Annotated in this window: 11 protein-coding genes; 7 read left to right on the forward strand and 4 right to left on the reverse strand. The window is 56.0% G+C overall.

Annotated elements, in window-relative coordinates; all coding sequences use genetic code 11:
• Window positions 1–62 precede the first annotated feature (62 nt).
• The 3 genes from ACQKLP_RS10440 (at window position 63) to ACQKLP_RS10450 (ending at window position 6551) form a co-directional block, all read left to right on the forward strand.
• Entirely contained in the window at window positions 63–3776 is a 3714-nt protein-coding gene (locus tag ACQKLP_RS10440) for a SusC/RagA family TonB-linked outer membrane protein (protein ID WP_427322637.1), read from the forward strand.
• A gap of 24 nt (window positions 3777–3800) precedes the next feature.
• Complete coding sequence (locus ACQKLP_RS10445; protein WP_427322638.1) at window positions 3801–5480, forward strand: SusD/RagB family nutrient-binding outer membrane lipoprotein; 1680 nt, start codon at window positions 3801–3803, stop codon at window positions 5478–5480.
• A gap of 108 nt (window positions 5481–5588) precedes the next feature.
• On the forward strand, window positions 5589–6551 hold the full coding sequence (locus ACQKLP_RS10450; RefSeq protein WP_427322640.1) for a YihY/virulence factor BrkB family protein: 963 nt from the start codon (window positions 5589–5591) through the stop codon (window positions 6549–6551).
• Here the strand turns inward: ACQKLP_RS10450 and ACQKLP_RS10455 are convergent.
• The gene (locus ACQKLP_RS10455) at window positions 6538–7284 is read right to left on the reverse strand and encodes a DeoR/GlpR family DNA-binding transcription regulator (RefSeq protein WP_427322642.1); all 747 of its coding nucleotides are present in this window, start codon (window positions 7282–7284) and stop codon (window positions 6538–6540) included. The genes ACQKLP_RS10450 and ACQKLP_RS10455 overlap by 14 nt on opposite strands.
• Window positions 7285–7379: 95 nt before the next feature.
• Here ACQKLP_RS10455 and ACQKLP_RS10460 point away from each other — a divergent pair, with 95 nt between their 5' ends.
• From ACQKLP_RS10460 to ACQKLP_RS10475, 4 genes are all read left to right on the forward strand, one after another.
• The gene (locus ACQKLP_RS10460) at window positions 7380–7937 is read left to right on the forward strand and encodes a 5' nucleotidase, NT5C type (protein ID WP_427322644.1); all 558 of its coding nucleotides are present in this window, start codon (window positions 7380–7382) and stop codon (window positions 7935–7937) included.
• Between the two features lie 501 nt (window positions 7938–8438).
• A complete protein-coding gene (locus ACQKLP_RS10465) occupies window positions 8439–9284 on the forward strand; it encodes an NEW3 domain-containing protein (protein ID WP_427322646.1) in 846 nt (281 codons plus the stop codon).
• A gap of 5 nt (window positions 9285–9289) precedes the next feature.
• Window positions 9290–10249: an ABC transporter ATP-binding protein gene (locus ACQKLP_RS10470; protein WP_427322648.1), complete on the forward strand. Its 960-nt coding sequence runs from the start codon at window positions 9290–9292 to the stop codon at window positions 10247–10249.
• Between the two features lies 1 nt (window position 10250).
• Window positions 10251–11252, forward strand: a complete 1002-nt coding sequence (locus ACQKLP_RS10475) for an ABC transporter permease (RefSeq protein ID WP_427322650.1) — start codon at window positions 10251–10253, stop codon at window positions 11250–11252.
• A gap of 3 nt (window positions 11253–11255) precedes the next feature.
• On the opposite strand, the gene ACQKLP_RS10480 is transcribed toward ACQKLP_RS10475, so the two are convergent.
• From ACQKLP_RS10480 to ACQKLP_RS10490, 3 genes are read right to left on the reverse strand one after another with little or no spacing between them, the layout of a single operon-like run.
• Window positions 11256–12050 (reverse strand): 3-keto-disaccharide hydrolase, encoded by a 795-nt coding sequence (locus ACQKLP_RS10480; protein WP_427322652.1) that lies wholly within the window; start codon window positions 12048–12050, stop codon window positions 11256–11258.
• A 35-nt stretch (window positions 12051–12085) separates the two neighbouring features.
• A complete protein-coding gene (locus ACQKLP_RS10485) occupies window positions 12086–13330 on the reverse strand; it encodes a DEAD/DEAH box helicase (protein WP_427322654.1) in 1245 nt (414 codons plus the stop codon).
• 26 nt (window positions 13331–13356) lie between these two features.
• Window positions 13357–13890 carry a class I SAM-dependent methyltransferase gene (locus ACQKLP_RS10490; protein ID WP_427322656.1) on the reverse strand — a complete coding sequence of 178 codons (534 nt, stop codon included), beginning with the start codon at window positions 13888–13890 and terminating at the stop codon, window positions 13357–13359.
• Between the last annotated feature and the right edge of the window lie 17 nt (window positions 13891–13907).

Consider the following 13907-nt stretch of genomic DNA (forward strand, 5'->3'; position numbering starts at 1 on the left):
TACCGCTCCACCGTACACTGAACAAACGATTCCACATTTACTGTCAACCAAAAATCAAGCGTATGAACACCATCCGTTTCATGATGCGGGTAGCGCTGTTGAAGACCTTGCTGTGCATTTTCGTGACCACCGCCATGGCGGCGGTAGCAGGCGCACAAGGCGTTCTCGACAAAAAAATTTCCCTTACCGTAGCCAACAAGGAACTGAAAAATGTGCTCGGCAAGATCGAAGAGGCGGCTTCCGTCAAGTTCGCCTATGCTACCCGGACTATTCCGCTCACCAGCATCGTGAGCCTCTCTGTGCGCGATACGCGCCTCGGCGACGTGCTGCAATCGCTCCTGCAGCCCTATAACGTCAGTTACGAAGTTGTAGGCAACCAGATCATTATCCAGAAAGACGGGGTGAAAGTGGTCATCTCCCGCGACGCGCTTTTCAAGAAAGTGACGGGCCGCGTGAAGGCGGCCGACGGCACCAGCGTTCCCGGCGTAACGGTTACCGTGAAGGGCACCTCCAAAGGTGCGGTCACGAATGCCGACGGGTTTTTCGAGATCGACGCCGAAGAAGGCGCGGTGCTCGTGTTTTCCGCCATCGGTTTCGCCGCCCAGGAAATTGCGGTCGGATCGGCGGGCAACTACGACGTGGTATTGCAGGAATCCAAGCGCGAACTGTCGGAAGTAGTGGTAACGGCCCTCGGCCAGCGGAAAGAGAAGCGCGCGCTGGGGTATTCCGTATCCGAAGTGAAAGGCGCAGACCTGGCGCAGACCAACGAAGTGAACCCTATCAACGCCTTGCAGGGCAAAGCTCCCGGCATCAATATCGACCAGGGCTCGGGCGGCCTTTTCGGCAACTCGCGGATCCTGCTTCGCGGCAACTCCACCCTAAGCCTCAATAACCAGCCTATTTTCGTGGTAGACGGCGTGATCGTGGAAAACGACGCGTTCGACGGGAAAGGGCGCGATTTCGGGAACGATCTCAAGAACCTGAACATGGAAGAGTTCGAAAGCGTTTCCGTGCTGAAAGGCTCCGCAGCCGCGGCGCTCTACGGCACCCGCGCCATCAACGGCGTGGTGCTCATCACCACCAAGAAAGGCCGGACAAAGAAAGGATGGGGCGTGTCTGTCAGCCAATCCCTCAACATCCAGGACCCTTACCGCGGACCGGACTTCCAGAATGAATACGGCGGCGGCACCGTGGGCGCTTTCTTCACCGATACCCGCGACCCCGGCTATCCTAACGGTACCAACTGGCAAACGAAAGTGTTCCCCACCAACGCTGCCAACGAACCTTATATCGACCCGCAGAAAAACAGGGAACTGGAGAACTGGGGGCCCAAATTCGCCAACCAGCGCGTCCGCAATTATGATGGTACCTGGACGGAATACAAAGCCGTTCCCAATAACTATCTCGACGCATTCCAGACCGGTGTGGGCTACCTCACCAACGTGGCGCTCGACGGGGCTACCGACAAATCCTCGTTCCGGGTTTCCTATTCCCGCAACCAGGCCGAAGGCATCAACTTCCGCAACAAGATGAACAAAAACGCCTTCACCCTGCGCGCCACCCATAACCTGACCAGCTTTATCAGCCTCGACGCCGGTGCCGATTACACCAACATCCAGGCCGAGAACCCGCCGCAGCTGGGGCTCAATAACTTCATCTGGATCTTCCCCCGCAACTACGACACCAAATACTGGATGCAGCGCAGCAAATACACCAGCTCGCTCGGCGGGGTGCCCAAGGTATACGATCCCAATGAAACGAATTTCGTGCCCGGCGCCGATTACTGGTTCCGCATTTTCGAGAACAATTACCTGCAGGACGAACAGATGTTCCGCGGCCGCCTCGCGATCAACGCCACCATTACCAACTGGCTCAGATTGCAGCTGGAAGGGAACTTCAGCAATATCAGCATCAAGAACGAATCGAAAGAACTGGGACAGGGATACGATTTCAAGGGCGAAGACAATACCAGCGGCGGCAAATACGGCCTCGGCCTTACGCAGAAACGTGCCTGGTTCATGAAATGGATGGGCGTTGTCACCAAACAGCTCACCAAAGACCTTTCCCTGAACGGCTACGTTGGCGGCGAAACACAACGCTACAACAACGTGTATAACCTCAGCGAAACGGACGGCGGCCTCATCTTCCCCGGCAACTACTTCCTCGCCAACTCGAAGAAACCGCAGATTTCCACGGGCGGCGTGCGCACGCGTAAAACCATCAATTCCATCTACGCCAGCGCCGACCTCGCCTGGAGAGAACAACTGTACCTCCAAACCACATGGCGCGGCGACTGGTCGTCGGCCCTCACGTACAGCGACGGTACCGGTTTCAACTTTTACAACTATCCGGCGGTGAGCCTTTCGTGGATTTTCTCCGAAACGTTCAAGCTGCCCGAATTCATATCGTTCGGTAAACTGCGGGGCAACGTGGCCTGGCTCGGCGGCGATATGGACCCCTTCGTCCTCAACCCCGGCTTCCAGCTGAGAGGGTTCTCGCAGGCGAACGGCAACAACATCCCCATGCTCGCGTACATCCTCAATTCGCAGGGGCAATCGTATATGGTCGACAAGAGCCTCAAACCCCGCCGCAAGCGCGCGCTGGAGGCAGGGGTCGATGTCCGGTTCATGAAAGACAGGCTGGGCGTGGATGTAACCGTTTATAAAGACAATACTTTCAACCAGGGTATCCTCATCCCCGCAGCGGCCGAATCCGGCGTAAACAGCCAGCTCATCAATGCCGGCAACATTCAGAACAAGGGGATCGAAATCTCCCTGAACGCGACGCCCGTGCAAACGAAGAACTTCAACTGGAACACGACGCTCACCTTCACCCGGAACCGCAACAAGATCATCGAACTGTATGGCGACCGCGAATATTATGCGCTCGATGAAGAAGGGCTCGGTTCCAACGACCAGATCCCATACGCGAAAGTGGGTGGCGCCTACGGCGTGATCCGCACCCGGATCCATTCCAAAAGCTACCAGGCTTACGATGCCAATGGCAAGCCCATCGCGCACGCCAACAACGGGAAAACGGTGCTGGCCTGGCGGTCAGACGCCCGCGCGGCCTTCCCGCAACGCAGCAACGAATGGATGGACGTGGGCGATATCAACCCCGATTTCCGTTCCAGCTTCGACAATACGTTCCGCTACAAGAATTTCTCCCTGAACGTTCTGTTCGATGCCAAGATCGGCGGCGATATGGTAATGCACTCCATGCGCTACGGCACGCACACCGGTATCTTCAAATCCTCGCTGCAGGGCCGCGATGCGCAACATGGCGGTATTTCATGGACGAGTAAATATCCCAACGACCTGGGCACGTACGACGATGGCATTATCCCCGACGGCGTGTTCGACAACGGCCAGAAAATCGAGCAGCCCAACGGCACCCAGGTGGATGTTTCCGGCATGACGTTCCGCGAAGCGTATGAAAAAGGGTACGTGGAGCCCACGCACCTTCCGCAATTCAGCTACCGCTACGGTTCGTTCTCCACTGCGGTGGGCGATTACTGGGTGGTGGAAAACTCCTGGATCGCGCTGCGGCAGATCGCGCTGAACTACACGCTGCCCGCCAGCTTCGCCGAACGGCTGCACCTGAACAACCTGCAGGTGAGCATCATCGGCCGCGACCTCGGTTACCTGTACAATACGCTTCCGAACAATTTCAACCCGGCGGCCAACAACTCCAACAGAACGAGCGTGAACAAGGAAGAAGGCTTTGTGCCGCCCATGACAAGGAATTTCGTGTTCACCATCCGTGCCGGATTCTAGTTGTTCACCCATCAAACGAAACACATGAAAAAGTTAACGATCCTTTCCATCATATCGGCCGCCGCGCTTTTTTCCGCTTCCTGCAAGAAGGATTTCGCGGACATCAACACCGATCCCAGCGTTGTGACCACGCCCGATGTGGCCGCGCTCTTCGCCTATTCCTGTGAGAGCGTGGAAAATTATCAGGGCACGGAATGGGTGTGGGAAAACCTGGAGCAGCTGTTGCGCTTCACCCAGCACCTCACCACAGACCCTTATGAACTGTCCAACAACGTCAACAGCCGCTACCGTGTGCTGTATAATAACGTGCTGCCCAATCTCGTGGAAATACGCCGCTACAGCAGCGGCCTGCCCGACCGGGACCGGTACCGCAACATCCGCGCGGCTACCTACGTGCTGGGCATCCTCCAGGCGCTGAAAACGACGGACATGAACGGCTCCCTGCCGTATACACAGGCTATGCAGGCCCGCTATACCGGCGAGCTCCGGCCGGCATACGACAACCAGAAAGCCCTGTTCGACACCTGGCTCCAGGAGCTCTCCCTCGCTATCGACACCCTCGGCCAGCCTGCCGCCAACCAGATCGGGTTCGGGCAGTCGGACCTGTATTACGCCAACAACTGGCAGCACTGGGCCAAGCTCGCCAACACGCTGAAGCTCCGCATCGCCGTGCGGTACGAAAAGGCAGACGTCAACGTCACCAAGCGCGTGTTCCGCGAAGTGATGACAAGCGCCGCGGGGCCCATCGATACGGACGAGTCGCAGTTCAAATACGACCGCCCCACCTGGAACCCCATCGGCAACGATATCGATTACCGCAGCCCGCGCTTCGGCACTTCGTCTATCATCAACTTCCTCAAATCCACCAACGATCCGCGTTTGCCCATTTACTTCACGCCGAACGACCTGGTAGGGAGCTTCAAAGACACGCTGACCAAATACGGCAAAACATTGCCCGCGTTTATTAACGTGAACGACCCGATGGTCCGATGGCAGGGCGGTCCCGCAGACTGGACCACCGACCCCGTGAAAGCCACCTGGTACAAATCCACCTTCGATGCCGGCGGCAACAACAAATGGCGGCTCATCGGTTTCATCAACAAGAAATTCTTTGCGCCGCGATATGGGAGCAATACCACCGGCCGCCTGCTCGATTATATGGTGACCCGCGCCGAAACCTGTTTCTACATCGCTGAATTGATCCAGAAAGGCCATGGGACGGGTTTTGATACGAAAGGTTCTGCAGAGGACTGGTATAAGCGCGGTGTGGAATCGTCGCTCCGCACCATGAACGCCATCGCAGTGGCCGCGGAAAGCACTACAGGGCTTTCGGGCGACGGGAATGCGCAGGTGGCTGCGTACCTGAACCATCCCAACGTGAAATTCAACGGGGTGAACGATCTGGAACGGATTTACATCCAGGAATACCTGAATTTCTACCGCCTCGCCAACGAAGCGTTCACATTCTGCCGCCGTACCGGGTACCCGAAAAACAATTCGGCCTTTTACCCCCGTAACGCGTGGAACGAGCCAATTCCGCGCCGCTACGCGCTGGATGAGCCCGCCCTCGGCACGAACAACGAAAACTGGCTGAAAGCACAGCAGGAACAGGGCTTCACGCCCAACGACCGGACCGCTACCACGCTGGCGGCGCAACGCCTCTGGTTCGATAAGAACAGTCCGGCCTTTGGACAGGGGAATTAATTCCGCCTTGTTTATTGTTGATATATACTCAATTCCAGAGACAGCCGTCCCTCTTCCGGGGGACGGCCTTTTTTTAACCCATGGCCTTCTTTTTGTGTTATGGGCAGTATGGAAAAACCTTTCATCATCCGCCACGGCTGGGAGCTGCTCAAATGTTCGGGTAGCGACTTTATGGACGATAAAGTATTGAAAATGAGCGCTTCGCTAGCATATTCCACCGTGTTTTCCATTGCCCCGATGTTGATCATCATCCTGTTTTTCAGTGATATTTTCCTGGGACGGGAGGCGCTGGAAGGCAATCTTTACGGCCAGCTGCGCGATCTGGTGGGCGCTTCGGCGGCTTCGCAGATTCAGGACGTGGTGGCCAATTCCTACCTTTCGCCCGACGTAGGCTGGTCTACCATCATCGGTTTCGCGACGCTGATCATAGGCGCCACGGGTGTTTTCACGGAAATCCAGGACTCGATCAACCTGATCTGGCGCTTGAAAGCCAAGCCGCGGAAGGGGCGCGGACTGTTGAAAATCCTCCTCACACGGTTGCTTTCCTTCTCGCTGGTGGCCAGCCTCGGATTTGTGCTGGTAGTGTCGCTCGTGCTGCATGGCCTTATCGAGGTGCTGATGGACCGGCTGACCACACTTTTCCCTGACGTAACGGTTGTGGCCGTGTACATTGTCAACCTACTATTCACTTTCATCGTGATTTCCGCGCTTTTTGCGGTTATTTTCAAGGTTTTGCCGGATGCGAAGGTGAAATGGCGGCATGTTTGGGTGGGCGCGATGGTGACGGCATTGCTGTTCATGATCGGGAAAAGCGGCATCGGGCTATACCTGGGCTCCAGCAAAATCGGGACAACGTACGGTGCCGCGGGGTCGCTGGTGATCCTGCTCATATGGGTGTACTATTCCTCCGCGATCCTGTATTTCGGCGCGGAATTCACCCGGCAATACGTGCAAAAGAAAGGCGAACGGATCTACCCGAACGATTATGCGGTGTGGGTGGAACAGGTGGAAATGGAGACAAAAGGCCAGATGATCGAAAAGAAAGGTACGGAAACCATCACACCACCCTGATGCCCTGCTCCCGGTAAGCTTCCAGGAATTCCAGCTCGGCATTGTCCGTAATTATGGTATCCAGATCGGTGATGTCGCACACTTTATAGGGTTCCGCCGTGCCCATTTTATCGCCGGTAGCCAGTGCTACCACATGGCTGGCGCACTCTACCATCGTGGTTTTCACTTCCGCTTCTTCCATGTTCATGCCCGTTACGCCGAGGATGGGGTGGAGGCTGCAAACGCCGAGGAAACAAAGGTCGGCCCGGACGCGGCGCAACATGCGCATGGTTTCCTGTCCGCCGGCGGTTTGCGCGTTTTTATTGACCCGCCCGCCTGTTAAAATGACCTGCGTTTGAGGATGCTCGATCAGTTGCGCCGCGATGGGAACGCTGTTGGTAATGACGGTCAATTGCAGTTCCGGCGGGAATATCTTGACGAGCGACAGGGTAGACGTGCCGCCATCGAGGATGACCGTCTGCCCGTTGTGCAGCAGGCCCAAGGCTTTTTGGGCCATGAGGAGCTTGTCGTCTGTATGGAAAAGGGTACGTTCCTTGAAAGAATAAGGATTGGGAGAATGGGGAATCGCACCGCCCCGCACCTTGATAAGGAGGCCGCTTTGTGCGAGGGACTCCAGGTCGCGGCGGACCGTGTCCTCAGACACCTGCAAATCCGTGCTCAGCTCCGTTTGCAGCACTTTCTGGTCGGCTTTGAGCTTTTTCAGGATGTAATCCAGCCTTTCTTCTTTCAACATATTCCTGCGGTTTTATGCGAATTTATGCGATAAATAGCAATAATTGGATTTTTAATTTGATTAAAGTTGCATAATTTTGCAGTAAATAGCAGAATATGGCAAAGAAACGTATCGCAATCGACATGGATGGAGTTATGGCGGACCTGAACCAGCATTATTGCGACTGGTACTTCGAGCGCACGGGCGAGCGGGTAACCAAGGAGCAGCTGAACGGGGTGCCGGAAACGACGGGTTTCCCGCAGGAAGGGATTGTGCATCATTTCCTCCATACCCCCGGTTTTTTCCGCACGGCGCCGGTAATGGAAGGCAGCCAGCGCGTGATCCTGGAACTGATGGAACATTATGAAGTGTTCATCGTTTCGGCGGCGGTGGAATTCCCGCAGTCGCTCGTAGAGAAGATCGACTGGCTGAAGGAACATTTCCCTTTCATCAGCTGGAAAAACATCGTGTTCTGCGGTCTTAAAACCATCGTAAAAGCGGATTACATGATCGACGATTACGATAAAAACCTCCGCTACTTCGAAGGCGAGCGGCTCCTGTTCACCGCTCCCCACAACGTCAATTACCAGGACTACAAGCGCTACGATACCTGGGCCGAAGTGGCGAAGTTCTTCGCCGCGGAACGTGCGCCCGTAGCCCAACAACTCGCTTAAATAGAATGGACATATACCCGAAAAGGGTAAGGAAGTGGGGCCGGCAAATCATTGCCGGCTATTTTTTTGCATGATGGGCCCGGTTTTAACTTTCTTATAACATTTCAATTTCTAATTTGCCGCATTGTCAAAAATTTAATCCTGCATGGCAACTCCAATGGGATTGTTCCGGGACCGACAGATTTTCTACATGAACTTGTCTCTGACACATTCAATTTCATTTAGTATGACAAACGAAATCAAGACCAGCGATTCACTACAAAGCAAGTTACACGACGCAACCGCGACAAGCCATTCGCAAACAGCCAGCCCGCTTATTTTTCCCGCTTCTCCTCCTAAAGCGCATACGCCTTTTTTCATTTCCCAATATTCGCCGCCCTCAGGTAAGCTAACCTGATACGGGGCATCACGCCGTTTATGGTGATTGTGCCGTTCCCGCCCGGCGGGGAACGGATGATATTGTCTATTGTCAACCATTATTTAATAGTTACTTGTTTTTCTATGTCAGCGCAACTTCTTCTGAGGGCCCGTTGCATGGCCCTGCTTGGTTTTTCGGTCCTGATGGCCGCTTCCACCGCTAAAGTCCGTGCGCAAACGGGCAAGCCAAAAGGCAAAAACACGTTCACCGTCCGCCTCATGAACCTGGAATCTTCCGCGAAAGAGCCTTTCCGGTACAGTGCTACGTTGAGTAACGGCAGCGGTCGTACGCAGGTCTATGAGCTCGGCGCCATGGTACCGGCTGGCTGGTCGGGCGTTTTCCGCGTAGACGGCAGCCAGGTGGCGGGCCTGCGGCTCGATTCGGGGCGTATCCAGGAAATTTCCGTAGAGATCACTGCCGCCCCCGCCGCAAAACCCGGTAAGTACAAAGTGCCGGTAGTGGCCGTCGGCGATAACGACACCCTCCGGTTGGAGTTGGAAGCCGTCGTGAAAGGGAACTATGGCCTGGAGCTTTCGACGCCTACGGGCCGGCTGAGCGACGATATCACGGAAGGCTCGGCGAAACGCATCGAAATGACAGTGAAAAACACCGGTACGCTGCCGCTGGAAGGCCTGGAGCTTTCCGCGCAGTCGCCTGTTAGCTGGAGCGCCACGTTTGAGCCTTCGAAGATCGAAAGGCTGGAGCCGGGACAGACCAAAACCCTCATCGCTGTGCTCACTGTGCCGGATAAAACCATTGCCGGCGATTATGTGACGAATTTCACGGCTAAGAACGATGCGGCCAACGCTACCGCCACATTCCGGATGACGGTAAAAACCTCCCTGCTGTCGGGCTGGCTGGGCATCCTCGTGATCCTGCTGTCACTGGGCATCGTGTATTACCTGATTCGTAAATACGGAAGAAGATAAGCGTTATGGAACATCCTGTAATTGAGCTGGAGGGGCTGACGAAGTACTACGGCCGGCAGAAGGCGGTAGACGGCCTTACGCTGTCGATCGGGCGGGGGGAGATCTTCGGCCTGATCGGCCCGAACGGCGCCGGTAAAACCACTACCATCCTGATGATGCTGGGATTGTCTGAACCCTCGGCAGGCAAAGCCACGGTATGCGGGATCGATGCCACGCGCAACCCGGTGGCCGTGAAGCGAAAAGTCGGCTACATGCCCGATAGCGTTGGTTTTTACGATAACCTCACGGCGCTGGAGAACCTGCAGCTCATCGGCCGCCTCAACGGGATCGCGGAGCAGGAGATCATTGGCCGGGCACAGCAAACGATGGAGCTGGTAGGGCTGGCGGACGTGATGCACAAGAAAACCGGCGCTTATTCCCGCGGGATGAAGCAGCGGCTGGGCCTAGCAGACATTCTTGTGCGGGGGCCGGAGGTGATGATCCTCGACGAGCCCACCCTCGGCATCGATCCCGGCGGCATCCAGGAATTCCTCGACCTGGTGCGCCGTCTTAGCCGGCAGCAGGGGCTCACGGTACTGCTTTCCTCCCATCACCTCCATCACATGCAACAAGTGTGCGACCGCGTCGGCATTTTCGTGGAAGGCAAGCTTCGCATGGAAGGCGATATCGCTTCCATTTCCGGGAAGCTGTTTGGCCAGGAGCCTTGCCTGGTAACCGTTACTTCGCGGGAAAGCCTGACCGGTCAGCCTTCCGTGGAGGCGGCGTTGCGGGATCTGGAGGGCATCGAGGATGTTACCGTTGAGGAACATTCGATCGGCATTACCTGCAGCACGGAAATAACGCCGGAAATCGTGCAGCTGCTGGTGGGCCTGGGGATCGGCATCACCGGCGTGCAGCGGAAATCGTACGGGCTCGACGATATCTACGCGCGTTTTTTCGATAATCAATCAAATAAACATTCCTGACATGGCAAATATTTTCGCATGGCTTGATCGCAGCGCCACGCGGGTGGCGCCCATCGCCACGCCGTTCCAGGTGATCGTAAGGAAGGAAGTAGGCGATTATATCCGTAGCTGGCGGTTTTACATCATGCTGGCGCTGATCCTGCTCACGTTCGTTGGCGCCCTTTACATTTCACTTGGCAACATCAAACAGGCGGTCACCAACTTCAGCGACCCCGACCATACATTCGTATACCTCAAGCTGTTGACGTCTACAGACAATACATTACCGGCATTCCATGTGCTCATGAGCTTCCTGGGCCCGCTGCTGGGCATTTCCCTGGGTTTCGACGCCATCAACGCCGAGCGTAACAATGGCACGCTCGTGCGCCTGGTAGCGCAGCCCTTGTACCGCGACAACCTGCTGCTGGCGAAGTTTTATGCGGCATTGCTCGTAGTGGGCGTGCTGTTCCTGTCCCTGGTGTTATTGATGGCGGGTGGCGGCATGCTGCTGACGGGCGTAAGGCCCGAAGGGGCGGAGTGGTTACGGATACTGGCGTTCGTAGCGCTCAATATCGTGTACGTAGGCTTCTGGCTCAGCCTATCGATATGCCTGTCGGTTTTATTCCGGCATGCTGCTACATCGGCGCTCACGGCCATCGGTATCTGGCTGTTTTTCACGGTGTTCTACCAGATCATCGTGAACATGGTGATGGGGGCGCTGGTGCCGGACCCGCGGTTTCTGTCGGAGGCGGGGGCCATATCTTTCAACAACATGTTCCTGTCGCTGTTGCGCGTGGCGCCCAGCCAGATGTACAGCGATGCGGCCACCACATTGCTCATGCCTTCCGTAAGGAGCCTCGGCCCGTTGACGATGGAGCAGATGGCCGGTGCGATCCCTGCGCCACTATCGTTCCGGGAGAGCCTCATGATCGTCTGGCCGCAGGTGACCGGTCTCATCGCCGCCACCATGGCTTGTTTTGCCCTGTCTTATTTCCTGTTTATGCGAAGGGAGATCAGAAGCTGACGGTTATTTGTTGCCCGGCAGTTTTTTGATGCGGATGTTCCGGAAATCGATCGGCTGGCCTTCGCTTTGAAGGGCCACGAACCCGGAAGTGAGGGCTTTACCGTCTATCTTCTGTTTGGGATCGTACCGGTTGGCCACACCGCCGCCGATGGAGGGCTTGCTGTATTGCAGCACCGTATCGCCGTTGATGACGTGCTGGATGAGGGAATCGCCGTAAACGATCAGCTCCGCTTTCACCCATTCGTCTTTCCCGTAGGTTTTTGATTTGGAGTCGATGCAATGCCGCGTATCGAATTTGCCTTCATATACGATGTTGGTACCGGGCGAGCACATGTTGCCTGTAGGCCGCGGCTGCCCGTCGCCCAATCCCGCCAGGAACTGCATTTCCACCGAAATGGGCCAGTCCTGCTCCACGGGCATGGTACGCGGGTCCTGCGAATGGAACATCAATCCGCTGTTGAGGATGGTGTAGGAAGGCGCCGTTTTTTCCCAGGGGTCGCGGAAGCGATACTCCAGCTGCAGGTGGTAATGGGAAAAAGGCGTTTTATAATACAGATGGCCGTATTGCTCGTTGAAATTCCCGCCGTACTGGTCGTACCGCACCTGGATGACACCGTCTTTCACGCGGAAAGTATTCCCGAAGTTCTTGCCGACGGGGTGATGGTGGATTTTGACGATCCAGTTTTTCAGGTTCTTGCCGTTGAACAGCGACATCCATTCGCCGTCGCCGGGCGCGGTGGCGGGAGAGGAAGCGGTAAGCGTGATGCAGGCCAGGAGGCCGATCCAGAGTTTTTTCATAATGTAAAGAGTAGATCGGCTTCCAAAATAAGCAATTACTTCTTTTTCTTTTTCCTTTTTGCGGCTTTCATTTCCGCTTCGTGTTGCTGGATCAGCAATTCCACGTTTTCATTCGGCACGTCTTCGGAGAATTTGATGGTAGCGTCGTAGTCGGATTTGGAAATGGTCATTTCCCGGACGGGCTTGCCGATATATTCCTGGATGGCGTCGAGCAGGGGTTTTTCCTCCTTGCTGCAGAAGCTGATGGCCTGGCCTTTCTGGACGCCCCGGCCCGTACGGCCGATGCGGTGCACGTAGCTTTCGGGGTCTTCGGGCAGGTCGTAATTCACCACGTAGTCTACGTTGGGGATATCGATCCCGCGGGCGTTCACGTCAGTGGTAATGAGCAGTTTGACGTCGCCTTTCCGGAATTCGGCCATGACAGACAGGCGGTCGTCCTGCTCCTTGCCGCCGTGCATGGCGAGACTTTTGATGCCGACGCGCTCCATGGCCGCCACAACGCGTTCTGCGCGCACTTTGGTGCGGACGAACACGAGGATCTTCTTTTCGGGGAACTCGCGCACGAGGCGTTCGAGGAAAAAGCGTTTATCGTCCATGTCCACCCAGGCCACGGCATGGCTCACGTTTTTGGACACGGGATCTTCGGGCGAGATCTGGATACGGATGGGATTGCGGACCACCGAGTAGGCAAGGTCCTTGATATGCTCGTCGATCGTTGCGGAAAAGAACAACGTCTGGTGATTGCGGGGGATATGCCTGATAACGTCACGGATATCGCGGATGAAACCGAGGTCGAGCATATGGTCGGCCTCGTCCAGGATCAGCATCTGTACGTGCGAAAGATCGAGGTGCCCCTGTGCGCGGAGGTCGAACATCCGCCCCGGCGTAGCGATGAGGATGTCTACCCCCTTTTTCAGTTTTTTGACCTGTGCTTCCATGTCTACCCCGCCAACAACGCCGAGGATGTCTACGGGCGTATATTTCCCGAGCTGCTTGAACACGTCCGCGATCTGGATGGCCAGTTCGCGGGTGGGTACCATCACGAGGCATTTCACTTCGCCGCGGGTACGCTCGGAACGGTGGCGCTGCTGCATGAGTTGGATGACGGGAATGGCGAACGCGGCCGTTTTACCCGTGCCGGTCTGGGCGATGGCCAGCACATCGTCTCCCTTGAGGATAGACGGAATGGCTTTATATTGAATATCAGTAGGCTTTTTGAAGCCCAGGTCTTCCAGGCTGCGCTTCAGCTCTTCGGAGATGCGGTATTGTTCGAATTTCATGCGGCCACAAAGGTAGGCAAATTCCCTCAGGGTGTGGGGGAAGGCTGTGAGATGACACAGACGCAGGGGGAAGGCGCCAGTTTCTTGAACAGCACGTCCCGCACCACGTACCCGCCTCTTTCGAGCCCGCCGGCGATCCGGTCCGCAAAGCCCTGCACCACTTCCATCCCCGATGCCGGCGGCGGCTGGTGGAACACGTACAGCGCGCCCAAAGGCGCCAGGTACCCGCGGATGAGCGATAATTCCTTCTCCGCATCGTTCAGGAAAATGTTCACGTTAAAGGCGAAAATCTTGTCGTACCGCTGGTCGCCCAGCGCGGTTTCACTGAATGATTGATGGATAAAATCGGCGTCCAGCCCCTCGTTTTTCCGCAGGGCCTTGTCGATCATGGCGCGGGAACTGTCTACCGCCGTAATGGAACCGGTTTTCAGCCGGGGAGCGATCAAAGACACAGCGATGCCATGGCCGCAGCCGATCTCGAGGATATGGTCATCCGGGTCGATATGGAGCATTTCAACTGCCCAAATAAATCGGTCGTTCACTTTCATGCTGGTATGCAAATGTTGGGATATAAATA

Origin of the sequence: Chitinophaga sp. NPDC101104, from assembly GCF_050277495.1 — a bacterium.
Lineage (GTDB): Bacteria > Bacteroidota > Bacteroidia > Chitinophagales > Chitinophagaceae > Chitinophaga.